This window comes from Kitasatospora sp. NBC_01302 (assembly GCF_035976515.1).
Classification (GTDB): Bacteria; Actinomycetota; Actinomycetes; order Streptomycetales; family Streptomycetaceae; genus Kitasatospora.
Genome location: NZ_CP108404.1, coordinates 1,200,512 through 1,224,674 on the forward strand (window position 1 = coordinate 1,200,512; position 24,163 = coordinate 1,224,674).

The window sequence follows — 24,163 nt, forward strand, 5'->3', positions numbered from 1 at the left end:
GGAGCTCCCGGAGGGGTGAGGGTGGGGGATGGTGGGCCCCGCCGTACACAGGGGCAGGACCCACCAGGATCAAACAGGATCAAACGTGAACGAACAGATCCTCAGGAGGACGGCGGGACCAGGCTCCAGGTCTGGTTGGCGCCGCCGTCCGCGGGCCACTGCAGCACGGACCCGTCGAGGCTGAGCGTGCTGTTGTCCAGGTCGATGAGCTGGCCGTCGTAGGAGCTCTTCAGCTGGATCCGGTTGGGCCCGGCGTCGACCAGGGTCCAGCGCGAGTTGCTGTTCCCGTCGTCGTAGTACTGGATCAGCTGGGTGCCCTGGATGGTGGTGGGCCCGGGGATGTTGAGCAGCTTGCCGCTGTTGACGTTGGCCACGGTGTAGACACCGCCGCCCTGGGGGTTGAAGGTCCAGAGCTGGTCGCCGGCGCCGTTGTCACTGAACTGCACGATCGGGGCGCGGTCGGCGGTGGAGTCGGTGAAGACGTCCATCCGGCCGCCGGTGGCGCCGTTGACCAGCTTGTACTGCGCGCCGGGCACCGGCACCGGGACGAGCCGCCAGTTCTGGCTGGCGCCGCCGTTCGCGACGGCCTGGACCACGGCCGCCCCTGCCGCACCGGAGCCGCCGACGACGTCCACGGCCTGACCGTCGGAGCGTGCCGTCATGGTGTAGGCGCCGCTGCCGTTCGGGCTGAGCTTCCAGCGCGCGTCGCCCGCGCCCTGTTCGTGCTGCTGCACCAGTGGGGTGCCGGCCACCGTGCTGTTGCCCGGGATGCCGAGCAGGTCACCGCTGTTCACGTTGGCCAGGGTGTCGTTGCCGTCGCCGGTCGGCACCAGCTGCCACTGCTGGTCCGCGCCGCCGTCGGCGGGCTGCTGGACGATGGCCGCGCCGTCCGCGGTGGAGCCGCCGCTGACGTCCAGGTACTGGCCGGTGGCGGCGTTGACGATGTTGTAGTGCAGGGTCGCCGCCCGGCTGCCGGCGGCGGGGGTGACCCGGAACAGGCGCGAGGCGTGCGGGGCCAGGGTGGCGGCGACGCTGCCGGTCGCGCTGCCGAGGTCGCTGCCGCTCCACAGGTCGCGCACGTCGGCCGTGCCGCTGAAGCCCACGTCGGAGAAGTGCGCGGTGACGGTGGCCGCGGCGGAGCCCAGGTTGAACAGGGCCACCGTGTAGCTGCCGTCGCCGTTGGCGGCGGTCCACACCTGTTGCTGGGTCAGCTGGTCGACGGGGCGGGCCGGGTGGCCAGCCTGGTCGACGCCGATCACCGCGTCGTTGCCGAGCAGCGCCAGGTCACCGCTGTCCAGGTCGGTCAGGTCGGTGCCGAGCAGCAGCGGTGCGCCCTCGATGGCCCACAGGGTGAGCTGGGTCTGGCGTTCGGCGGGGGTCAGGCCGTCGTTGTCGCCGTTGCCGACCTCGACGGAGTCCAGGTCGTTCCAGCCGCCGGGGCCGGCGTAGGAGGTCCACTTGGGCGCGTCGGTGAAGCGGGCGGCGACGTTGTTCCAGTCGGTCAGCGGGTAGGAGGAGCCGCCGGCCCCGCAGTAGCACTCGACGTCGCCGTCGATCCGCCAGCCGTTGGCGTCACTCTGCCAGGTGCTCGCGTTGTTGACGTCCAGGCTGTTGGACAGCTCCAGGTGGATCGGCCGTCCGGTCTGGTTCAGCGCCTGCGACCAGTGCTGGATGTCGGGGACGTCCCAGTCGCCGACCCCGTCGATCTTCAGGTAGTCCACGCCCCAGGAGGCCAGCTCGTCGGCCCAGGAGTCGAGGTACGCCTGGGCGGCGGCCGGGTTCTTGGCGTAGTCGATGTAGTACATCGAGCCGTTGCCGAAGTTGTAGTTGGTCTCGTGGTCGATGGTGTCGGAGACGATGTCCCGGGCGTGGTAGGCGGTGCCCTGGATGGGGGTGTTCTGGTTGTAGGCGGCGACCGGGATGCCCGGGGTGAGGTACATCCCGAACTGCTCGTGCAGGTTGTGGACGTAGGCGCCGACCGCGCCCATGCCGTCCGGGAACTTCGCCGGGTCGGTGACCCAGCGCCCGTTGGCGTCCACGGTGGTCGTGGGGTCGAGGTAGTAGAAGTCGTCGATGTTGACGTAGCGGTAGCCGTGCGCGACCAGGCCACTGGTGGACATCGCCTTGGCCTGGGCCTCGATGTTCGCCTCGGTGGGAGTCCTGCGCAGGTAGCTCCAGCTGCTCCAGCCCATCGGGGGCGTGGCCGCGACGCCATTGGCCTCGGCGTGCGCGGGCGCGGCGCCCGCGAGGGCGGCCGGGATCGCCGCGCCGGCCAGCGCCGCGGCGAGGGCCGCCCGGGCGAGCCGACGGCTCAGCCGGGCGGTGAAGGTGAAGGACACGGTGTCTCCAGGGGTGGGGACCGGATGGGACCGAGCCACAGCGGAGCCGGTCTGACTGGCTGTCAGCCGGCGGTGGAATCCGCAAGGAACACCAGAATCGGACACTTCCAAACGGATCTGCCCACATAAGAACGCAGCGCCGGAGGGGTGTCAAGGGATCCCGCAGCCTCGGCAGGCCGCCGCCGCGCTCGGGTCGCGATTAGATCACGATGCCCGCGCCGAACCGCGGCACCGGAGGCCCGACTCCCCGCACGTGATCGGCGCCGCGCGCCACCTGCTGACAACAGCGCAGGTCAGCCCCTACGCCGGGAGCAGCGCCCGCCGATCACCGCCGAGCCGGGCCGCCGAGGGCGCCGGGCGGCAGCCGGGCGGTCGCAGATTGGTCGCGCCCAGAGCCTTGACACACTCCCCCGCTGTTGGTGATATCTGAACGCTCACGTTGGTTTCTGTTTCATTCGCACCCCCAGGAGGGGCCATGGCCCAGCCCTCTGCCGAGAACCGGCAGTCCACGTCCGCAGCACCCGACACGTTCACACAGTCGTTCACACGGCGCTCACTGCTGCGCGGGGCTCTCATGGCCACGGGTGCGATCGCCGTGCCCTCGTTCCTCACCGCGTGCAGCAGCTCCTCCGGCGGCTCCGGCGACCCCAAGACCGTCACGCTCGGCTCCAACGCCGCGATCCCCGAGCCCAAGGGCGCGTACCAGACCCTCTTCACCCAGGTGCAGCAGAGCACCGGACTGACCGTCAACGTCAACTGGGTCGACCACAACACCTTCCAGCAGAACATCACCACCTACCTGCAGGGCAACCCGCAGGACGTGTTCAGCTGGTTCGCCGGCGAGCGCATGCAGTTCTTCGCCGCCCAGGGCCTGCTCAGCAACGTCGACGACGTGTGGGCGAAGATCGGCGCCAACTACACCGACGCGATGAAGGCGCAGAGCAAGGGAGCGGACGGCCACTACTACTTCGTGCCGTTCGACTACTACCCCTGGGCCGTCTACTACAGCAAGAGCCTGTGGGCCAGCAAGGGTTACACCGCGCCCACCACCTGGGACGACTTCATAGCCCTGGCCAAGAAGATGAAGGGCGACGGGCTCATCCCGATGGCCTTCACCGACAAGGACGGCTGGCCCGCGATGGGCACCTTCGACTACCTCAACATGCGGATCAACGGGTACGACTTCCACATCGACCTGATGCGCAACGGCACCAAGTGGAACACCCCGCAGGTCAAGGCCGTCTTCGACCAGTGGCGCGAGCTGATCCCGTACTACTCCCCCGGCTTCCTCGGCCTGACCTGGCAGGAGGGCGCGCAGCAGCTGCTCGACAAGCAGGCCGGCATGATGGTGCTCGGCCTGGACCAGATCGGCACCATCTTCACCGGCGCCCAGGCCGACGACCTCGGCTTCTTCGCCTTCCCCGAGATCAACCCGAGCTACGGCCAGGACGCGGTCGAGGCCCCGATCGACGGCTTCATGATGTCCAGGTCGCCGAAGAACAAGTCCGGCGCCCAGACCGTGCTCTCCTACCTGGGCACCGCCGCCGCGCAGCAGACCTGGCTCGGCTCCAACCCCGCCGACATCGCCACCGCCGCCGGCGTGGACACCAGCAAGTACACCGCCCCGCAGGCCGCTTCGGTGCAGCTGATCCAAGGGGCCAAGCACCTCTCGCAGTTCATGGACCGCGACACCCGTCCGGACTTCGCCGACCCGGTGATGCTGCCGGCCATCCAGCAGTTCCTGAACAGCCCCGACGGCGCCGCCGGGATCCTCTCCAACATCGACAAGCAGGCCAAGACCATCTGGGCCGCCAACGGCTGACCCACCCGGCCGGTCCCGCCCGGCCAGCCACGTACCGACACCTGCACAGCATCGAGGACGCGCATGACTGCACCGGACCGCAAACCCACCGAGCGCATACGCAGCAGGCCACGGCGCCTGTCACCGCGGGACCGGCTGACGCTCACCCTGATGGCGGGCGTGCCCACCGTGCTGACGGTCGGCTTCGTCTGGCTCCCGGCGCTGCTGTCCGTCGTCCTGTCGTTCTCCAGCTGGCCGGGGATCGGTGGCATCGACACGATCCACTGGATCGGGCTGCAGAACTACCGGACCATCTTCACCATCTACCCGCAGTTCACCCCGGCCGTCGAGCACAACCTGCTCTGGCTGGCGGTCTTCTTCTGCCTGCCCGCGCCCTTCGGCCTCTTCCTCGCCGTCCAGCTGGACAAGCAGATCCGCTTCTCCCGGCTGTACCAGAACGTGCTCTTCCTGCCGGTGGTCCTCTCGCTCGCGCTGATCGGCTTCATGACCGAGCTGATCTTCTCCCCCACCCAGGGACTGATCAACAACCTGACCGGGCACGCCGGTCAGCACGGCATGATCGACTGGCTGGGCGACCCCAAGCTCAACATCTGGGCCGTGCTGGTGATGGCCTGCTGGCGGCAGACCGGCTACATCATGATCATGTACTTGGCCGGCCTGAAGAGCGTGGACCCCGCCATGAAGGAGGCCGCCGCGCTCGACGGCGCCAACCAGTGGCAGACCTTCCGCCACGTGGTCTGGCCGGCGCTGCGCTCGATCAACGTGGTGGTCCTGGTGATCACCGTGATCGAGTCGCTGCGCGCCTTCGACATCGTCTACGTGGTCAACAAGGGCACCAACGGACTCCAACTGCTCTCCGTGCTGGTGACCGACAACATCATCGGCGAGGCCAGCCGGATCGGCTTCGGCTCCGCACTGGCCACCATCCTGCTGCTCATCTCGATGGTCTTCATCGTGCCCTACCTGATCACCGTCTTCCGAAAGGACCAGCGCGGATGACCGCCGCCATGGACCGGCGCCCACACCCCCGGGGCCCGCTGTCCCGGGGCAGCCTCGCGAACTCCGCGGCGGAGCACGGCAGGACGGCCGCCCGGCCGCCGCGCACCGGTCGGATCCTGCTGCACCTGTTCCTGATCGGCACCTCGCTGGTCTGGCTGGCGCCCCTGCTCTACGCCTTCTACACGGCGCTGCGCCCCTACCAGGACACCGCGAAACACGGCTACGTCTCGGTCGGCGGCCACTACGGCTTCGCCAACTTCACCGCCGCCTGGACCCAGGCCGACCTGCCGCGGTACTTCTGGAACTCGATGATCATCACCGTGCCGGCACTGCTCATCACGCTGGCGCTGGCCAGCATGGTGGCCTTCGTGGTCGCCCGGTACGACTTCCGGATCAACATCGCGCTGCTGATGATCTTCACCGCTGGCAACCTGCTCCCCCAGCAGGCGATCATCACCCCGCTCTACAAGCTCTACCAGCTCATCCCGCTGCCCGACTGGCTGGCCGCCTCCGGCAAGCTGGACGACTCCTTCATCGGCCTGATCCTGATCCACGTCGCCTTCCAGACCGGCTTCTGCGCCTTCGTGCTCTCCAACTACATGCGCACCATCCCCGCCGAACTCGGCGAGGCCGCGCTGGTGGACGGCGCCTCCGCCTGGCGGCAGTACTGGCAGATCGTGCTCCCGCTGTGCCGCCCGGTGCTGGCGGCGCTGGCCACGCTGGAGTTCACCTGGATCTACAACGACTTCTTCTGGGCCACCGTGCTGATGCAGACCGGCGACAACCGGCCGATCACCGCCGCGCTCAACAACCTCACGGGCGAGTTCTTCGTCAACAACAACCTGATCTCGGCCGCCGCCCTGATCGTGGCGATCCCCACCCTGGTGGTCTTCTTCGCCCTCCAGAAGCAGTTCGTCTCGGGCCTGACCCTGGGCGCCAACAAGGGCTGACCCCCTTCCGAGCCCGACGAAAGAGCGCCCCGCCGGTTCACCGGCGGGGCGCCTCGCGCTGCCCGGGTTCACCCGTGGGCGATGACGATCTCGCGGACCTGCTCGGCCACCGCCGCGCGGATCTCCTCCGGCAGCGGTGCCTCGGTCACCAGGGTGTCGACCTCGCTGAGCCGGGCGAAGCTGGACAGGCCCACCGTCCCCCACTTGGTGTGGTCGGCCACCGCGACCACCCGGCGCGCCGAGGCGATGAAGCAGCGGTTGGTCTCGGCCTCCGCCAGGTTCGGGGTGGACAGGCCGGCCGTGACCGAGATGCCGTGCGAGCCGAGGAAGAGCAGGTCGAAGTGGAGCGATCTGATCGCGCGGTCGGCCAGCGGACCCACCAGCGCGTCCGAGGGCGTGCGCACCCCGCCGGTCAGCACCACCGTGGCCGGGTGGACGCCGGGTCCGCCCTGGCGCAGCGCGTGCTCGAAGGCGTCGGCGACCCGCAGCGAGTTGGTCACCACCGTCAGCCCCGCCACCTTCAGCAGGTGCGGCACCAGGGAGTAGGTGGTGGTGCCCGCCGACAGCGCGATCGCGCTGCCCGGTGCGACCAGGCGGGCGGCCTCCCGGGCGATGGCCTCCTTGGCGGTCGGCTCGAGCCCCGACTTGGCCTCGAAGCCCGGCTCGTGGGTGCTGGCCTCCAGCACCGGCACGGCGCCGCCGTGCACCTTGGCCAGCATCCCCTGCCCGGCCAGCGCGTCCAGGTCCCGGCGGATGGTCATGTCCGACACGTTCAACCAGCGGGTCAGTTCGTTGACCCGCACCCCGCCCTGCCGCCGCACCTCGTCGACGATCAGCGCGCGGCGCTGCTCCGCCAGGAGGTTGCTGTTCTCAGACACCTGTACTGCTCCCTTTCCGCCCCTGCGCCCGCCGGACTCGCCCACGGTGCGATCGATCCCGTCGCGGCTGGTCACCCGGTCAACCCTATGCGGCACCCCGTGCGACCGGCCAACTCGCCGATGGGCATGCCCACTTCACGCTCCTCCGAGGGCTCCGGGCGCCGGGTCGGCCCGCGCGGACCGGGGCCGAAGTGCCACACCGCATCCGATGCCAACATTTTCAAACATGATGGCTCATCAGTCAACAGACCCGGAGGGGAACAGTGCTGCTCCGGAGTCGTTCGGGCCCCGAGGTACTGTGGTGCCCCTCGCGCGGCGGGACCACCACCGCGCCCCAGCCGGCAAGGGAAACGGCCCCGCATGCATCACCTGGCGTATCTGCCCAGCCCCTCCCAAGGCGTCTGGCACCTGGGCCCCTTTCCGATCCGCGCCTACGCGCTGTGCATCATCGCGGGCATCGCCGCCGCGGTGTGGCTGACCCGCAAGCGGTGGGCGGTGCTGGGCGGCAACCCGGACGACATCTCGGACATCGCGGTCTGGGCGGTGCCGTTCGGCATCGTCGGCGGCCGGCTGTACCACGTGATCACCGACCCGGAGCTGTACTTCAAGGCCGGCGAGCAGCCGATCCGGGCGCTGTACATCTGGGACGGCGGCCTGGGCATCTGGGGCGCGGTGGCGCTCGGCGCGGTCGGCGCCTGGATCGGCTGCCGGCGCCGGGGCATCAAGCTGGCGACGTACGCGGACGCGCTGGCACCCGGCCTGATCCTGGCCCAGGCGATCGGCCGCTGGGGCAACTACTTCAACCAGGAGCTTTACGGCGACCCCACCCACCTGCCCTGGGGCCTGCTGATCGACCCGGCCCACCGCCCGCCGGCCACCCCGGACATCGCCACCTACCAGCCGACCTTCCTCTACGAGTCGCTCTGGGACCTGGGCGTGGTCGCCCTGCTGCTCTGGGCCGACCGCCGGTTCAGCCTGCACTCGGGACGGCTCTTCGCGCTGTACGTGGCCGCCTACACGGTCGGCCGCGGCTGGGTGGAGGCGCTGCGCGACGACCACGCCAACCACATCCTGGGCCTGCGGCTGAACGACTGGACGGCGCTGATCGTCTTCCTCGGCGCGGTGGCCTACCTGGTCCTCACCCGCAACCGGCCGGCACCCGAGCCCATGGCGGCCGAAGTCGCGCAGTCCACGGACGCCGCCGAAGCCACCGCGGCCACCGAGCCCACGGAGGCCGCGCACTGAGCGGTCCGTCCCACCCAGACAACCTCCCCTACCGAATATGTCTGCCGCAGATGTAATCTGGTGACGTGCCCACGTCCGGGTGCGCCCGCTCGGGTGTGCGGGCGTGGGTCACGAGGCTCGAAGGCCGAGCCAGCCGAGCCGTTCCGGCCCGGCCCACCCCCTGGGGGACGTCACCATGGCGCTCAGCGAGCACAGGCAGCACCGGCCGCGCCCGTCGGCGCCGCGCCTGCGCACCCTGCTCACCACCGAACGCCCACGTCCCGACGCCGTCCGTGAGCACCCCTGGGCCTGGCGGCTGGCCGTGGGCACCGTCTGCTTCGGCGCCTTCATGGGCCAGCTCGACGCCAGCATCGTCACCCTGACCTACCACTCGCTGCGCACCCAGTTCCACAGCTCGCTGGCCGGCGTCGAGTGGGTCTCGCTCGCCTACCTGCTGGCCCTGGTCGCGCTGCTGGTCCCGGTCGGGCAGCTGTCCGACGTACACGGCCGCAAGCTGATGTACCTCTACGGCTTCGCCGTCTTCACCGCCGCCTCCGCCGCCTGCGGGCTCGCGCCCACGCTGGCCGCCCTGGTCGGCTTCCGCGTCGTCCAGGCCGTCGGCGCCGCGCTGATGCAGGCCAACAGCGTCGCTCTGGTCACCACCAGCGCGCCGCCCGGCCGGATGCGCGCCGCCCTCGGCATCCAGGCCGCCGGGCAGGCCATCGGCCTCGCGCTCGGCCCCACCGTGGGCGGGGCGCTGGTCGCCACCCTGGGCTGGCGCTGGGTCTTCGGCGTGAACGTCCCGATCGGGATCGCCGCACTGGTCGCCGGCCACTACCTGCTGCCCCGCACCCGCGGCTGTGTGCGCACCAGCCGGATCGACACCACCGGGGTGCTGCTGCTGGCCACCGCCACCACCGGCGCGCTGCTCGCGCTCTCCGTCGCCTCCGGCCTCGGCCTGCCCGGCTGGAGCACGGCCGCGCTGCTGGGCCTCGCCGGGCTGGCCGGCTGGGCCTTCGTCCGGCGGCAGGCCCGCTGCGCCAACCCGCTGGTCGACCTGACCCTGCTGCGCTCCGGGCGGATAGGCCCGGGGCTGCTGGCGGGGCTCTGCGGCTACCTGGTGCTCTTCGGGCCACTGGTCCTGGTGCCGGTGGTGCTCTCCTGGCACGGCGCCACGCCGCTGGCCACCGGCCTGGTCCTCACCGCGCTGCCGGTCGGCTTCGCACTCGCCGCCACCACCGCCGACCGGCTGCTGCCGGCCGGCTGGGACGACACCCGGCGCAGCCGCCTGGGCGCCGCGGGCTGCGTGGCGGCCCTGCTGCTGCTCACCGTGCTGCCCCAGCACGCCGCGCTGCTGCCCTACCCGCTCGCGCTGCTGGGACTGGCCCTGGGCACCTTCATCCCCGCCAACAACACCCTGGTCATGCGGGCCGTCCCGAGCACCTCGGCGGGCACCGGCGGCGGCATGGTGAACATGACCCGTGGCCTCGGCACCGCGATCGGCGTGGCCGCCGTCACGCTCGCGCTGCACCTGGTGCCCGGCGCCGGCGGCGCCCGCACCGCGGCGCTGACCCTGCTGGCCTTCGCCGTCCTGGCCCTGGCCACCACGCTGCCGCGCCGCCGGCCGGACCCGGACCCGGACCCGGACCCCCAGGACTGACGCGACCTCAATTGCCCCTATATGCAATGTTCATGCCAGTATATGGCCATGAATCTCAGGGGAATCCGGCTGCGCCGGATGAGCACGGGCCGACGCCCGCGGATAGCCGCGACGCTGGTGGCGGGAGCACTGGCAGCCGCGGGGCTGGTCGGCGGCAGCGGCACGGCGGTCGCGGCCTCGCACCACTTCCAGCCGCCGAAGATCAAGCATGTCTGGATGATCATGCTGGAGAACAAATCCTACGAGGCTTCGTTCACCGGCCTGAACCAGAACAGCTACCTGTGGAAGACGCTGCCGCAGTACGGCGAACTGCTGCGCCAGTACTACGGCACCGGCCACTACAGCCTCGACAACTACATCAGCGCGGTCAGCGGCCAGGCCCCGGCGCCGGCCACCCAGAACGACTGCCCGCAGTACCAGGACGTCGCGCCCGGCACCCCGGCCGCCGACGGCCAGACCCACGCCGCCACCGGCTGCGTCTACCCGGACTCGGTCTACACCCTCTTCAACCAGCTCGACGACAAGAACGTCAGCTGGAAGGCGTACATGCAGGACATGGGCAACACCCCGGGCCGCGAGGACCCGTACAAGTGCGGCACCCCCGGCGACCCGTCCGGCGCCGGCGTGGTCGACCCGGGCGGCGCCACCGCCCAGGACCAGTACGTGCCCAAGCACAACCCGACCGCCTGGTTCCACTCGCTGATCGACGACCCGCAGGAGTGTGCCCAGGTCGTGCCGCTGGACGGCCGCCCGGCCGAGCCGGGGCACGCCGCCCTCAGCGGTCTGGCCCAGGACCTCAAGAGCGAGGCGACCACGCCCGAGTTCTCCTGGATCACCCCGGACAACTGCTCGGACGCGCACGACTCCACCTGCAAGGGCGACAACGGATCGGGCGACCCGAACAACCACCAGGGCGGCCTGTACGCCTCGGACCTGTTCCTGGAGAAGTGGATCCCGCAGATCATGGCCTCGCCGGCCTTCCAGGACAACGGCATGATCGACATCACCTTCGACGAGGCGTTCCCGCCCTACAAGCTCTACGGGAACTCCGGCGCCGACTACACCGGCAACAGCGACCCCACCCTCAACACCCCCACCGACACGGCGCAGTCCGTGGTCGCCTGCTGCAACGAGCTGCCCGGGCCGAACACCCCGCAGCCCGGCGACCAGGCCTTCGGCCAGGACACCACCCCCGGCGGCGGGATCACCGGCTCGCTGCTGATCTCGCGCTACATCAAGCCCGGCACGATCAGCGACCAGCCCTACAACCACTACTCCTGGCTGCGCAGCATGGAGGACCTCTTCCACGTCACCAAGGGCGGCACCGACGGCCACGGCCACCTCGGCTACGCCGCCACGCCGGGCCTGCGCGCCTTCGGCCCCGACGTGTACAACAACCCGAGCGGCAAGGCGATGCAGCCCGCCGCCATGGGCAGCAACGGCGTCTGGTCGGCCACCGGCCAGCAGCCGAAGGACCAGCCCGCCGTGGTCGCGCCCGACTTCACCGGGGCCTCGGCCGCCGAGGACAGCCTGAAGCCCGGAGCCGGCAAGTGACCGACCGCTCCAGCAGCCGAGGCCGTGCGCTGCCCCTGCTGCTGACCGCGCTGCTGCTCGGTGCGGCGGGGTGCGCCGGTTCGACGAAGCAGGACCTGGGACGGGTGCCGATCCCCAGCGCCCCGGGCGCACCGATCGTGGTGACCGCCGCCCCCGGGCACGCCCAGCTGGTCGCGATGGGCGACCGGGTCCACCTGGACCTGGGCGCCGAACAGGGCGAGATCACCGCGACCGGGCCCGAGCTGGCGAACAGCGACCCCGCACCGGGCGCGGCACCGGCCAGCCAGTCGGCCGGCTCCCTCACCGTCACCCTGCACCTGACGGCCGGACAGCAGCAGCTCAGCGCGCAGGACCTGACGGCCACCGACGAGCTCGGCCACGGCATCCCGCTCACCGCCGACAACGCCTCGGTCACCGTCGATCCTGGCCACGACGGCGTGCTCCACCTGTCGGGCACCTTCGCGGCCGGCCACTCGACGCTGACCTGGAACGCGGCGGGCAAGCCGCTGGCCACCTGGGACTTCGAGGTGGAACTGGACTGACCGGCGGCGCCCCGGCAGCCGGGCCCCCTCACCCAGGGCCCGGCACCGGTGCGGCGCCGGCCGTCGGCGCCGCACGACGAGGGCGGACCGTCAGCGCCGCACGAAGAAGGTGGCCACGTCCCGGTTGCCGAGCCAGCGCAGGGTCAGCGGGCAGTGCGACAACGGGCGCCAGTGGGTGGCCAGTTCGGTGAAGAAGGACCGCTCGGCGCAGATCCCGCCGGGGCGGTCGCCGAGGTAGAGCACACCGGGCCCCCGGTAGGTGCGCAGGGCGTCGACGGCCATCGGGTCACGGTACGGGGGCCAGAGCAGGGCCAGCACCCGGTCCGGGTGTGCGGCGGCCTCCTCGGCGGCCCCGCCCGGGCGCACCGCGGTGAACTGGAACCGGTCGGTCCAGCCGTTCTGCTCGGTACCGGACGCCGCGTCGGTGGCCAGCACGTCGATGCCCCTGGCCCGCAGCAGCCACGCCCAGTAGCCGCTGCCGGCGCCCACCTCCAGCAGGCCACGCCCGTCCAGGCACTCGGCGATCCAGTCCAGCGCGGTGCGCGAGGCCAGCGCCCAGCTGTAGATGCGCGAGAGCTCCTGGCGCCGGGGCAGGGCAGGGCCCAGCTCCGCGGGCAGGTGGTCGAAGACGTCGACCACGGGCGCTCGGCTGCTGCCGTGGCGGAGCGCGGGATACCAGAGCAGCGGCACCATCTGTGGGTTCTGCGCGGCGAACTCGGTGTCCTGCTCGGGCAGCAGCTCACCGAGCGGCCGGAACGGGCGCCCCCAGCCCGGGTGGTGCAGCTCGGACCGGGAGGCCCAGAGCCGCACCAGTCGTTCGGCGGTCTCGGCGATGAGCCGGGCCGTGGGATCGCCCGGCTTCTCGACCATGGTGTTCAGGGCGCCGGTACCTTCAGGAGATCGCGATGTGGTCGGGCACCACCAGCGCCATGTGGTCGGCCAGCGCCATATGGTCGGGCACGACCAGGCCGTCGGCGGCGTCGGCGGGCGCGGCACCCGCGACCGGGGCCGATATCGCCATGTGCGCCTCCACCACGAGGCCGTGGGTGTTCCCCGACTGCTCGCCCGCGCTCACCCCCACGACGGCCGCGGCGGCGAGCGCGGCGGTGGCGGCGCCGATCAGGAGGGTGTGACGGTTGCTCAGTTCCATGGCACGACCTTCGGTTTTCGGAAGATGATCTCCGCGAGCCTAACCAGGCGAGCTGGTCCGATCAACCGCTTTCCTGGCCCGCGCCACCCCGCACCTGATATAATTCTTATGAGGCGTCCGTCACCACGAGGTGGCGCGACGCTTTTTTCATGCCCACCGAACTCGACGTCCCCCGGCCCGACCAGGGCCCCGTGCCGGCCGCTCGCGGCACCCTCTTCCACACCGCGATCAAGGATCCCCGCGGCGAGGACCTGCTGCCGCTCTCCGCCCTGAAGGCCCCCTACCCGGACCTGTACGCCCGTCATCTCGCCAAGTACCAGGGCCGGGAGGAGCGGCTGCGCGAGCGGGTGCTCCCACTGGACTGCGCGTGGACGGACGTCGTCTTCCTCTCACCGGTCGACTCCACGCTCCTGTTCGGCGCGATGCGCAGCGCCGGACGGGCGGTGGCTGACCCGCGGATGTGGACTCTGGACGCCGCCCTGCTTGACCCGCGGCGGTGCTGCGTACGGCTGATGCGGCTCACCCGGGGCCGGCTCAGCGCGGACCCGGCCGACGAGGACGACTACCTCCCGCTCACCACCGCGACCCTGCGGGCGGTCTCCCAGGTGACCGACCGCGCGCTGGCCCGGCTGCGCACCCTGGCCCCCGACGAGCCCGGCCTGCCCTGGGGCGACGTCCCGCACGTGCTGCACCGCGGGCCGATACCGCTGCGCCTGTTCCAGCGCTCGTCAGGCTGAGCGCCGTGGCCGTGTTGCCGCCGGTGACGACGGCGGCAACCGGCCCACCACGCCCGGGCGCGACCGGAAAGGTGACGCCAGCCAGGGCCGTCCCCACGACCCTGCGCTGACGTCGACCCAGCCTGCCCGGCCGCACCGACCGGGGGTAGGGACAAACGCGCAGCAGGATCGGTAGCGCGGGGTGCCTGACGGGGCGAAGGTTGCCTGACGCGGCACTAGATCAGTCCGGTACGAACGGCGTGCGCCACCGCGTGCGAGCGGTTGCGGACCTGGAGCCGGGCCATCAGCTCGTAGATCACGTTCTTCACGGTGTGCTCCGAACAGCACAGCGCGCGGGCGATCGCCGCGTTGCCGTGCCCCTCGGCCATCAGCGCCAGCACCTCGGTCTGCCGGGCGGTGAGCGGCACGGCGCCCGTCCCGGGTGTCGGATCCGCCGCCCCGGCCCCGGCGGCCCCGGCGACGCCGTCGAGCAGCGCGACCAGCACCCCGTGCGGCAACCGCCCGTCCCCCTGGTGCGCGGAGTGCACGGCGGCCACCAGCCGCTCCGGTGTGGCCTGGGCCAACTGGAGCATCGCCCGTGCCCCGACCCGCACGGCCCGCAGCACCCCGCTGGGCGACAGCACGTCCGCGACGACCAGCAGGCGCACCTCGCCGTCGCGCAGGCTCACCCGGCAGGCGTCGATCGCGTCGTCCACGGTGCACCCCGCCGCCACCACCACGGTGCCGGGCCCCCGGCCGGGATCGGGCAGCGCCGCGAGGCCGCCGTGCCGCAGCCTGCTGACCACGGCCTCGCGCACGGCCGCATCGCTCGCGTCCACCCGGACCCGCAACCGGCCCGCCCCGGCACCGTCCGGCGCGAGCCGCACCGTGCCACTCGTCGGCGCCGCGCCCCCCAGCAGCGCGGCGCCGATCACAGCAGCCCCGCTCGCAGCGCGTACGCCACCGCGTGGGCCCGGTTGCGCAGCCCGAACCGCTGGGTCACGTCGTGCACCACGGCGGTCACCGTCCTCGCCGAGTAGCACAACTCGCGGGCGATCTCCCCTGTTTCGCGCCCGTCCGCGACCAGCCGCAGCACCGCCCGCTCGCGCTCGCTGAGGCCGGCGGCGCCGCGGGGCGGCTGCGCACCGGGCCCGCCCCTGGCCTTCTCACCCTGAGCGCCCGCGGCCCCGGCCGACGTGGCCCGGGCGCCCGTCCCCGGCGGACAGGCGCCCAGGTCGAGCAGGCCCTCCAGCAGTTCCGGCGGCACCGTACAGTCGCCGCCGGCCGCCGCGAGCACGGTCCTGGCCAGCCGGTCCGCGCTCGCCTCGGTGCGGCGCAGCAGCCCGCGGGCGCCCGCCGCGATCGCCTGCGCCGCCTCGGTGGGCGCCAGGTCGGTGGCCACCAGGACGACCTCGGGGCGGTGCGGTGCGTTCCGGGTCGCGCGCACCACGTCCAGTGCCTGCCGGGCGATTCGGTCGACGATGACGACGGCGACCTCGGCCGCTTCGGTCGGCAGCGCCACCGCGACATCGGCGCTGCTCTGCAAGGTGCTCCTGGTGCCGGCCTCCAGCACCGGATCCAGGGCTACGATGCTGACTCGCACGGGCTCACCCATCGGTTTCTCCTGGGTCGATGTGCCACTGACCTTCCGTCAGCAGCATGGACCCGGACCCGGACCCGCACATCGGGTGCCGGCCCCCATATTTCCACCACGCGACCCCCACTGGTCCGCCAGGAACATGGGGGCCCACTCCCCATGCGGAAACGGGCGGAGGCTGGGCCGGGGCCGGCACTAGTCCACCGCACCTGCCAAGGCCTGCTCGGCCAGGCTCCGCAGCACCTTCTTGTCCGGCTTGCCCGCGTCGGTCAGCGGCAGCGCCTCGGCGAAGCCGATCCGGGCCGGCTCGTGCGTCACCCCGCGCCGCTCGCGCACCAGGGCACGCAGCTCCTCCGCCGTGACCGCGGCGCCCGTCACCGGCACCACCACCGCGTGCACCCGCTCCACCTGGTCCGCGTCCCGGACACCGAAGACCGCGCTCTGGCGGACCTGGGGGTGGGAGTTGAGCAGGTCCTCCACCTCGGAGGTGTAGACGTGCCCGCCCCCGGTGTTGATCAGGTCCTTCAGCCGGTCCACGATGGTCAGGTAGCCGTCCTGGTCCAGCCGGCCGATGTCGCCGGTGTGCAGCCAGCCGTCCCGGACCGCTTCGGCGGTCAGCTCCGGCTGCTTCCAGTAGCCCTGCATCAGGGTGTCGGAGCGCACGCAGATCTCGCCGGGCGTGCCCGCGGGCAGCTCGCGGCCCGCCTCGTCGCGGATCACCACCTGGTAGCCGGGCGCGATCCGGCCCACCGAGAGCAGTCGCTCGGGGCGCAGCGGGTCGTGGTCCTCGGCGGCCAGCACGCTGATGATGCCCGCCTCGTGCTGCCCGTAGAGCTGGACGAGGACCGGCCCGAGCAGGCGCAGCGCGTCGATGATCCGTGCCGGGGAGGCCTGGCAGCCGCCGTAGCTCAGCCGTCGCAGGCTGCTGGTGTCGGTCCGCGCCGCGGCCGGGTGGTCGATCAGCTGGTAGAGCAGGGGCGGCATCAGGAACAGGTCGGTGATCCGCTCGCTCTCGATCGCCGCCAGCACGGTGGCCGCGTCGAACTCCGGCAGCAGCACCACGCTGCCGCCGGCTCGCAGCACCTTGTCGGCCATCTGCCCGGCCGCGTGCGCGATAGTGGTGCAGACCAGCAGCCGCGGCGGCCGGCCCGGCTCGCCGGGCAGGTCGGGACCGAACGGCCGGACCTGCCCGTAGCTGACGCAGATGCCCTTGGAGTGGCCGGTGGTGCCACCGGAGTGCCGGATGGTCCGCACGTCCTGCGGGCGCGCCAGGCTGGCGAACGGGCCGGCCGACTGCTCGGCGGCCAGCGCCAGCAGGTCGGTCGTGCCGGCCGCCGGCCCGAGGGCCAGGACGCCGGCCACCGGGGCCGCTGCGGTGAGCTCGGCGGCGCGTTCGGCGTGCGGCGGGTCGACGATCAGGGTGTGCGTCTCGACGTCGCGCACCATGACCGCCTGGGTCTCGGCGGGCAGCTTGGTGTAGAGCTGGTTGACCCGGCAGCCGAGCAGGCCCGCGGCGTAGCGCGCGGCGATCGCGGCCGGCAGGTTCCCGCTCAGCAGGGTGACGGTCCGGCCCCGCCCGATGCCCCGGGCCTGCATGGCCCGGGCCAACCGGTGGGTCAGGTCGAGCAGTTCGCCGGCGGTCAGGACCTGCCCCTGGTGGCGGATCGCCTCCCGCTCGCGGTCGGCGGCCAACACCTCCAGGATCTGGACGATTTCGGACCGGAAGGGGGCGCTGGTGGGGTTCGGCTGGCTCTCCATGTCAGCGGCTGGCCAGCGGTCGCAGGGACTCGGACGGCACGGCCTGCAACGGCTCCTGACTCTCCGTCAGCATGGCGTGCGCCAGCACGCTGTAGAGCGTGTCGTTGGGGCCGTCCGCGATCCGCAGCCCGCGGATGTCCCGCAGCCGCTTCTCCATCGGGGTCCGCCGGGTGTAGCCCTCGCTGCCGTGCAGCTGCAGGGCCAGGTCCACCGCGCGGTAGGCCGCGTCGGTGGCCAGGGCCTTGGCGGCCGAGCAGGCGGCGGCGTCCACGTCCCCCTGGTCGATCCGCTCCAGCAGCGCGAAGCACCAGGCGGTGGCGGCCTCGACCTCGGCCGCGGCCGTTCCCAGCCGGGCGGCGACGGACGGGATGGCGGCCAGCGACAGCCGCCCGACGGTGCGCCGGCGGGTGCGGTCCGCGGCCTCCTGGATCGCGGCTGCGGCGGCTCCCAGGCAGACCAGCGACATCATCAGCCGCCAGGCGGAGAAGTGCGTGTCGAAGATCCGCCGGCCCTCGCCGGGCGCCCCGAGCAGCAGGTCCTTGGGCAGCTGCGCGTCCACGAAGTGCAGGTGCCCGAAGCTCCAACCCCGCATGCCCAGCGGGTCGGTGGTCTCGGTCAGCACGCCCTTGGTGTCCATCGGCAGCCAGACCGCGGACAGCGGCACCTCGCGCAGGTCGACGGTGCCGGCCTGGGCGGCCGTGACGATCTTGGCGAAGACGACGAACCCGCATGCCTCCTCGACCCGGCTGATCAGCCCCTTGGAGCCCGACAGCGTGTAGTGGCCGCCGTGGTCGACCAGCGTGGCGCGAAAGCCGCGCAGGTCCGATCCGGACTGCGGCTCGCTGGACGCGACACCGGCCAACCTGCCGTCGACGACCACCTGTTCGTGGACCAGCCGGGCCAGCTCGGGCGTCCCGTAGGTCAGCGCCATCGCGCCGTGCCCGCTGCTGAAGACCTCGCGCGCGTCGCAGTCCCGCTCCCCCGCGAGGAACATGGCCATCCCCTGGGCGACCCGCCCGCCCGCCGCGCTCCCCTCCCGCACGGCGGCACCGGCGTCCGCCAGGTCGACCCCGGTGAGCCCGGCCGCGGCCGCCCTGCGGCGCAGCTCGAGCCAGTCGGGCCGGTCGGCCTCCTCGCACAGCGGGACGGGCAGATGGGTGTCCAGGAAGGCGCTCAGGCGGGCGTGCAGCTCCCCGAGTTCCGGGTGGCGCTTGAGTATCGGCAGGATTCCGTTGGCAGACACGGGAAAGTACTCCTCGAACGGTTCAGATGTGACGCGGCGACAGACGACGGGGCGTCAGAGGTTCAGCACCGGCGGCTGGGTGCGCACCACGTCGTTGAGCTTGGCCTTGTCGTGGCGCTCGCCCTTCTTCAGGTGCTTGATCACCAGCAGGCAGGGCAGGCCGAAGGTGCCGCCGGCGAACTCGCGCGGCCGGCTGGCGGGCACCGCGACGGTCCACGGCGGCACCGAGCCGCGACTGAGCTCCTCGCCGGTCGCGGCGTCGATGACCGGAATGGTGTCGGTCAGCAGCGAGCCGGCGCCGAGCAGGGCGCCCTCGCCGACCCGGGCGCCGCTGTAGATCATCGAGCGGGCGCCGATGAAGGCGTCGTCCTCGATCACCACGGGCCTGGCCATCGGCGGCTCGATCATGCCGCCGAGCCCCACCCCGCCCGACAGGTGCACATTGCGCCCGATCTGGGCGCAGGAGCCGATACCGACCCAGGAGTCGACCAGGGTGCCCTCGCCGACGTAGGAGCCGATGCCGATGTGACTGGGCATCACCACCGCGCCGGGCTCCTGGAAGCTGCCGCGCCGGATCACCGCACCGGGCGAGACCTGGACCCCGGAGCCGGCGATGCCGGTCTTCAGCGGGATCTTGTCGGCGCACTCGAAGGGCCCGAACTGCGAGGGCTGCGGCTGGGCCTGCTTGTAGAGCAGCAGGATCGCGGCCTTCAGCCAGTCGTGGACCACGATCTCACCGTCCACCAGCTCCGCCACCCGGGCCCGCCCGGTGTCCAGCAGCCCGATCGCCGCGTCCACGGCGGCCGCCGCCTCGGCGCCGTCCAGCGGGATCTCGTCCCGCCGCTCCCACAGCTCCTCGATCTCGGTTCGCAGGGTCGCCACATCGGCAGTCCGGCTCTGCATGACACCAACGCTTTCCAGCTCGAAGGTAGGGCCGCACCGGTCAGCACCGGGGCCCTGGGAATCGCCAGCTCGGCCTGTTCCGCGCCGTGCGGCACCCACCACGGACCTGAGGTCGGCGGGGCAGCGGCCACGGCGGGTTACCTCTTGGTAACGGCTGGCAGCACAGCCTTACACGCTTAGATTCCTAGTTCAAATCGAGCTTTTTCCATGCATAACAAGATCACCAAGCGATGTTTTGGCAGGTTGAAAGGTTGTCTTATCGATGCGGGCCCGACCCCGACCGGCCCCGGACCACCACCGCCCCCGGAGCAACCGGCACCCTCGGAGCAACCGGCTCGGCCGACTGGGCGATAGCAGCCGGTCAGCTCCCCGCCCCGACGCCGGAGTGTGCCTAACCTCGGCGGGACTGCTGATCCGCGGAGCGGTGGCCGGGCCCACCGGCCGGCTCCCCATCCCCACCCAGCTCCACGTCCCCACCCGAAAGGGACCCATGTCGGCTGATCAGGCCCAAGACGAGAAGCGAGACGACAGGACCGAACACGGCCGCCGGTCCGTGGTGCGGACCCTGCTGGGCGGCGGCGCCGCCGCCGCGCTGGCCGGCACCGCCGGGCCCGCGTCCGCCGCCCCGGCCCCCGCGGGCACCCCGGCACCGGTCCGGCGCCAGGAGGCCCACGACCCGTTCGCCGCCGACACCTTCCGGCCCAGCGGCCGGGTGCGCGAGTACTGGATCCAGGCCGAGTCCTTCCGGCACAACCCGGTGCCCACCGGCCACGACGCCATGATGGGCCATCATGTCGACGCCGACAGGCTGACGTTCTGGGCGGTCGGCTTCCGCGCCTACACGCCGAACTGGGAGCACCCGCTCGACGCCGACCTCGGCCCCGACGGACTCGGTGCCAACCAGGGCGTCCCAGGGCCGGTGCTGCGCGCCGAGGTCGGCGACCTGATCCGGGTGCACTTCCGCAACAACGACGCGCACTACCGCTGGCCGCACAGCATCCATCCGCACGGTGTGCGCTACAACCGGGAGAACGACGGCGGCTGGGTGGCCGACGACCCCGACCGGCCCGGCGCGGCCGTCCCGTTCGGCCAGAGCTACACCTACACCTGGGCCTGCCCGCCCAGTTCGGTGGGCACCTGGCTCTACCACGACCACTCGACCCCGCAGTCGATCCCCGCGCCGGCCGGCGCGGGCACAGGGCCCGCGCACAAGGAGTACGGGCTGGACGAGTCCCAACGGCTCAGCTCCAGCGACCCGGTGATGGAGATCGGTGCCGAACTCGGCCTGTTCGGCGTCCTGGTGGTCACCGACGAGCAGACCCCCGAGGTCGACTGCGAGTTCGTGCTCTTCCTGCACGACGCCTACAAGGCCGACATCCCCTCCCTGGGCCAGAACCTCAACCTCTTCAACGGCGGCGCCTTCCTCGGCAACACCCCGACCTTCACCGCGCGGGAGGGCGACCGGGTGCGGTGGCGGATCGCCGCACTGGGGCAGGAGTTCCACGTCTTCCACCTGCACGGCCACCGCTGGCGCGGCGGTCCCGGCCACCAGGACTGGGTGGACTCCCAGATGATCGGCCCCTCCACCACGCTGACCATCGAGTACCTGGAGGACAACCCCGGCGACTGGCTCTACCACTGCCACGTCATCCACCACATGATGGGCGGCATGGTCGGTCGCTACCAAGTGACCTGACGCTCCGTCAGCACGCGACGGCGGGGGCGCCCGGTCCGGACGCCCCCGCCGTCGTGCGCCCGGCGGTCAGCCGGCGCGCACGTCCAGCACCCGGCCCAGCACCTCGGCCAGCAGCAGCTCCGGCTCGGCCGCCGAGCCGCGCGCCCGCCAGGCCACGAACCCGTCGGGCCTCACCAGTACCGCGCCGTCCGCCGCCACCCCGTGCAGGCGCTCCCAGTCGGCGCCGTCCTCGGGCACCAGGTCGTGCTGCGCATCCGGCCCGACCCGGTAGCAGGCGAGCGGCACGCCCAGCCGCTCGGCCACCCGCTGCCCGGCGGCGTGCCAGGCCCCGCCCTCCGGTCCGCTCAGCAGCACCGGCGCGGTCTCGTAGAGATCCAGCGTCGACACCCGGGCCCCGCCCCGGCGCACCCACAGGTGCGGCGCCCGGCCGCCCGGTTCGGCGATCGGCCGGAAGTCCTGCGGAACCGGCGATCCGTCAGCCGCACTGTCCACCACGGCAGTCGAGTCGTAGCGGTAGCCCAGCACCACCGCCATCATGCCGGCCTGCCGCCCGGTGCCGGGGCTGACCTCGTACCCGGGGTGGCGGTGCTCGGCGGAGCGCGCCGAGGCGCGGGCACTGGTCGCCGACGCCACCGGGCGCCGCTCGGCGTCGTAGGTCTCCAGCAGCCCCGGGCCCGCCCAGCCGCGCAGCACCGCCGCGAGCTTCCAGGCGAGGTTGTGCGCGTCCTGGATCCCGGTGTTCGACCCGAACGCCCCGGTCGGGGACATCTCGTGCGCCGAGTCCCCGGCGAGGAAGACCCGGCCCTCGCCGTAGCGCTCGGCGACCCGTTCGGCGGCGTGCCAGGGCGCCCTGCCGGTCACCTCCACCTCCAGGTCGGGGACGCCGGTGGCGGCCCGGATCAGCTCCACGCACCGCTCGTCGGTGAAGTCCGCCAACTCCTCGCCGCGGTCCGGGTGCCAGGGCGCGTGGAAGACCCAGTGCTGCTGGTTGTCCACCGGCAGCAGCGCTCCCGCGCCCTCGGGATTGGTCAAGTAGCAGACGATGAAACGTCGTTCGCCCACAACGTCGGCCAACCGCTTGGCGGTGAAGGTGATGCTGACGTTGTGGAACAGGTCGCCCTGCCCGGTGCGCCCGATGCCCAGCTTCTCCCGCACCGGGCTGCGCGGACCGTCCGCCGCGATCAGGTAGTCGGCGCGCACCGTGCGCAGCTGACCGCTCTCCCGGTCCCGGACGAGCGCCGTCACCCCGGCGCCGTCCTGCTCGAAGGAGTCCAGCTCGGTGCCGAAGCGCACCTGGCCGCCCAACTCCTGGGCGCAGCGCAGCAGGACCGGCTCCAGGTCGTTCTGGCTGCACAGGCACCAGCCGGAGGGGCTGAGCCGGGAGAGCGCGCCGCCCGGGTCGATCTCCCGGAACAGCCACTCCTGGTCGGCGCCGGTCAGCGTGCCGGCCTGCAGGATGCCGTGGTTCTCGGCCAGCACGGCGGCGGCCTGCCGGATCTGCTGCTCCACCCCCGCCGTCCGGTAGAGCTCCATCGTGCGCACGTTGTTGCCGCGTCCGCGCGGGTGGTGCGAGGTGCGCGCATGTCGCTCCACCACCAGGTGTTCGATGCCCAGGCGCCCGAGGAACAGTGAGGCGGACAGCCCCACCAGGGAACCGCCCACGATCAGGACCGGCACGCGGTCGTCGACCTGCGAGGTCATGAGGTCTCTCCAGCCGTACGGGGAAGGGGCCCGGCCGCCGCCGTCGCGACGCTCCGAATCGGCCCGGGGCCTACGTATTCCCAGCCGCGGCCGACCGGAAGCGGATCTTCACCCGAGCGACTCACGCATCGTGCGGGAATCGTTGCGGTACGTAGTATCGAACGCATGCGATCAGGCCCCGGAACGTGTGCAAGGGCCGGGATCGAGCGAGAGGAACTAGCACCGTGACAACCCTGTCCGACAGGCACATCCCACCCCTCACCCCGGCCACCGACTCCCGGCTGCGCGTCGTGCTGCTGCTCGACGTGCACGACGGCCAGGAGCAGCGCTTCCTGGCCGCCTACGAGCAGATCCGCCACCAGGTGGCCAAGGTCCCCGGCCACATCAGCGACCAGCTGTGCCAGTCCCTCGGCAACGCCTCGCAGTGGCTGATCACCAGCGAGTGGGAGGGCGCCGAGCCCTTCCTGAGCTGGGTGGACAGCGCCGCCCACCGCAAGGTGGTCGAACCGCTCCACCAGTGCGTCAGCGACACCCGCTCGCTGCGGTTCGTCATCGCCCGGGAGACCCCCGAGCCGACGCCCGGACCGACCGGCGCACCCCTGCGCAGGACCGCGGCGGTCAGCGCAGGGCCCCCCACCCGGCGCACCGACCCGCTGCCGACGCCGCCCCTGGCCAACGGAGGCGTGGTGCGCCACGCGCTCACCTTCACGGTCAAGCCCGGCAGCGAAGCGGCCGTCGCCGACATCCTCTCGGGCTACCGCTCGCCGCAGGCCCAGGTGGACCGCACCACCCGGCTCTGCCGCACCTCGCTCTTCATGCGCGGCAACCGCGTGGTGCGGGCCGTCGAGGTGGAGGGCGACCTGGGCAACGCGTTGCGGCACGTGGCGGTGCAGCCCGAGGTGCGGGCCGTCGAGGAGGCGGTCAACCCGTACCTGGAGGAGGCCCGCGACTTCGCCGACCCGGCCTCCACCCGGGCCTTCTTCGCCCGCGCGGCGCTGCCCGCGGTGCACCACACCGGCGGCGAGTCCGCCACGGGCGAACTCACCCGTCTGGCCTTCCTCTACCCGGTGCGGCCCGGCCACGGCGCCGCCGCCGTCGAGCTGCTCGCCGAGCAGGACAAGTCGGCCGCCGGGGACGCGACGCACCCGCTGGCCGCCGCCACGATGTTCCTGCGCGACGGCCTGCTGGTGCGCCTGGTCGACCTGCGGGTGCCCTACCGGCAGGCGCCCGCGCAGGCGGCGGGCCTGGCCCCTGGCAGCACGCCGACCGCGCTGAGCCGCCACCTGGACCTGCCCGCGGACACCGACCTGACGACCGCGGCGGGGATCACCCGCTTCCTGGACGGCTGTGCCATGGACCTGGTCACTGACCGCAAGTCCCCGTCCCCCGACCCGCACGCCGCCCCGGCGTCCGCCGCCACCGGAGAGTGAC

General features: G+C 72.2%; 20 protein-coding genes. 10 read left to right on the forward strand and 10 right to left on the reverse strand.

All coding sequences use genetic code 11. The features are described 5' to 3' along the window. Positions 1-101: 101 nt before the first annotated feature. A complete protein-coding gene (locus tag OG294_RS05340; RefSeq protein ID WP_327065229.1) occupies positions 102-2,339 on the reverse strand; it encodes an alpha-galactosidase in 2,238 nt (745 codons plus the stop codon). Positions 2,340-2,814: 475 nt separating this feature from the next. Between OG294_RS05340 and OG294_RS05345 the strand changes: the two genes are divergently transcribed. From OG294_RS05345 to OG294_RS05355, 3 genes are all read left to right on the forward strand, one after another. Next, positions 2,815-4,161, forward strand: a complete 1,347-nt coding sequence (locus OG294_RS05345) for an ABC transporter substrate-binding protein (protein ID WP_327065230.1) — start codon at positions 2,815-2,817, stop codon at positions 4,159-4,161. Between the two features lie 63 nt (positions 4,162-4,224). Next, on the forward strand, positions 4,225-5,160 hold the full coding sequence (locus tag OG294_RS05350; RefSeq protein ID WP_327065231.1) for a carbohydrate ABC transporter permease: 936 nt from the start codon (positions 4,225-4,227) through the stop codon (positions 5,158-5,160). Beyond that, positions 5,157-6,110, forward strand: a complete 954-nt coding sequence (locus OG294_RS05355) for a carbohydrate ABC transporter permease (RefSeq protein WP_327065232.1) — start codon at positions 5,157-5,159, stop codon at positions 6,108-6,110. The genes OG294_RS05350 and OG294_RS05355 overlap by 4 nt, the downstream gene beginning before the upstream one ends. A gap of 68 nt (positions 6,111-6,178) precedes the next feature. On the opposite strand, the gene OG294_RS05360 is transcribed toward OG294_RS05355, so the two are convergent. Next, positions 6,179-6,988 carry a DeoR/GlpR family DNA-binding transcription regulator gene (locus tag OG294_RS05360; RefSeq protein WP_327065233.1) on the reverse strand — a complete coding sequence of 270 codons (810 nt, stop codon included), beginning with the start codon at positions 6,986-6,988 and terminating at the stop codon, positions 6,179-6,181. A gap of 360 nt (positions 6,989-7,348) precedes the next feature. On the opposite strand from OG294_RS05360, the gene lgt reads away from it, so the two are divergent. The 4 genes from lgt to OG294_RS05380 all read left to right on the forward strand — a co-directional run bounded on the left by lgt (position 7,349) and on the right by OG294_RS05380 (position 11,968). Next, the gene (gene lgt, locus OG294_RS05365; RefSeq protein ID WP_327065234.1) at positions 7,349-8,233 is read left to right on the forward strand and encodes a prolipoprotein diacylglyceryl transferase; all 885 of its coding nucleotides are present in this window, start codon (positions 7,349-7,351) and stop codon (positions 8,231-8,233) included. A 175-nt stretch (positions 8,234-8,408) separates the two neighbouring features. After that, on the forward strand, positions 8,409-9,872 hold the full coding sequence (locus OG294_RS05370) for an MFS transporter (protein ID WP_327065235.1): 1,464 nt from the start codon (positions 8,409-8,411) through the stop codon (positions 9,870-9,872). Between the two features lie 48 nt (positions 9,873-9,920). Further along, on the forward strand, positions 9,921-11,426 hold the full coding sequence (locus tag OG294_RS05375) for an alkaline phosphatase family protein (RefSeq protein WP_327065236.1): 1,506 nt from the start codon (positions 9,921-9,923) through the stop codon (positions 11,424-11,426). Further along, entirely contained in the window at positions 11,423-11,968 is a 546-nt protein-coding gene (locus tag OG294_RS05380; RefSeq protein ID WP_327065237.1) for a hypothetical protein, read from the forward strand. Before OG294_RS05375 ends, OG294_RS05380 begins: the two co-directional genes overlap by 4 nt. A gap of 90 nt (positions 11,969-12,058) precedes the next feature. Here OG294_RS05380 and OG294_RS05385 read toward each other — a convergent pair whose 3' ends face one another. Then, entirely contained in the window at positions 12,059-12,838 is a 780-nt protein-coding gene (locus OG294_RS05385; RefSeq protein ID WP_327065238.1) for a hypothetical protein, read from the reverse strand. 22 nt (positions 12,839-12,860) lie between these two features. Then, the gene (locus tag OG294_RS05390) at positions 12,861-13,118 is read right to left on the reverse strand and encodes a hypothetical protein (protein WP_327065239.1); all 258 of its coding nucleotides are present in this window, start codon (positions 13,116-13,118) and stop codon (positions 12,861-12,863) included. A gap of 149 nt (positions 13,119-13,267) precedes the next feature. Here OG294_RS05390 and OG294_RS05395 point away from each other — a divergent pair, with 149 nt between their 5' ends. Further along, the gene (locus tag OG294_RS05395; RefSeq protein WP_327065240.1) at positions 13,268-13,855 is read left to right on the forward strand and encodes a hypothetical protein; all 588 of its coding nucleotides are present in this window, start codon (positions 13,268-13,270) and stop codon (positions 13,853-13,855) included. Between the two features lie 215 nt (positions 13,856-14,070). On the opposite strand, the gene OG294_RS05400 is transcribed toward OG294_RS05395, so the two are convergent. The 5 genes from OG294_RS05400 to OG294_RS05420 form a co-directional block, all read right to left on the reverse strand. Continuing rightward, positions 14,071-14,769 carry a helix-turn-helix transcriptional regulator gene (locus OG294_RS05400; RefSeq protein WP_327065241.1) on the reverse strand — a complete coding sequence of 233 codons (699 nt, stop codon included), beginning with the start codon at positions 14,767-14,769 and terminating at the stop codon, positions 14,071-14,073. After that, on the reverse strand, positions 14,766-15,449 hold the full coding sequence (locus OG294_RS05405; RefSeq protein WP_327065242.1) for a helix-turn-helix transcriptional regulator: 684 nt from the start codon (positions 15,447-15,449) through the stop codon (positions 14,766-14,768). The genes OG294_RS05400 and OG294_RS05405 overlap by 4 nt, the downstream gene beginning before the upstream one ends. A gap of 177 nt (positions 15,450-15,626) precedes the next feature. Further along, positions 15,627-17,189 carry an AMP-binding protein gene (locus tag OG294_RS05410; RefSeq protein WP_327065243.1) on the reverse strand — a complete coding sequence of 521 codons (1,563 nt, stop codon included), beginning with the start codon at positions 17,187-17,189 and terminating at the stop codon, positions 15,627-15,629. 1 nt (position 17,190) lies between these two features. Further along, positions 17,191-18,432 carry an acyl-CoA dehydrogenase family protein gene (locus OG294_RS05415; protein ID WP_327065244.1) on the reverse strand — a complete coding sequence of 414 codons (1,242 nt, stop codon included), beginning with the start codon at positions 18,430-18,432 and terminating at the stop codon, positions 17,191-17,193. A gap of 54 nt (positions 18,433-18,486) precedes the next feature. Then, positions 18,487-19,335, reverse strand: coding sequence for a 2,3,4,5-tetrahydropyridine-2,6-dicarboxylate N-succinyltransferase (locus OG294_RS05420; RefSeq protein WP_327065245.1), 849 nt, complete (start codon positions 19,333-19,335; stop codon positions 18,487-18,489). 490 nt (positions 19,336-19,825) lie between these two features. Here OG294_RS05420 and OG294_RS05425 point away from each other — a divergent pair, with 490 nt between their 5' ends. Continuing rightward, on the forward strand, positions 19,826-21,031 hold the full coding sequence (locus tag OG294_RS05425; RefSeq protein ID WP_327065246.1) for a multicopper oxidase domain-containing protein: 1,206 nt from the start codon (positions 19,826-19,828) through the stop codon (positions 21,029-21,031). Positions 21,032-21,097: 66 nt separating this feature from the next. Here OG294_RS05425 and OG294_RS05430 read toward each other — a convergent pair whose 3' ends face one another. Further along, a complete protein-coding gene (locus tag OG294_RS05430) occupies positions 21,098-22,732 on the reverse strand; it encodes an FAD-dependent oxidoreductase (RefSeq protein WP_327065247.1) in 1,635 nt (544 codons plus the stop codon). A gap of 224 nt (positions 22,733-22,956) precedes the next feature. Between OG294_RS05430 and OG294_RS05435 the strand changes: the two genes are divergently transcribed. Continuing rightward, positions 22,957-24,162 carry a SchA/CurD-like domain-containing protein gene (locus OG294_RS05435; protein WP_327065248.1) on the forward strand — a complete coding sequence of 402 codons (1,206 nt, stop codon included), beginning with the start codon at positions 22,957-22,959 and terminating at the stop codon, positions 24,160-24,162. Position 24,163: the final 1 nt, after the last annotated feature.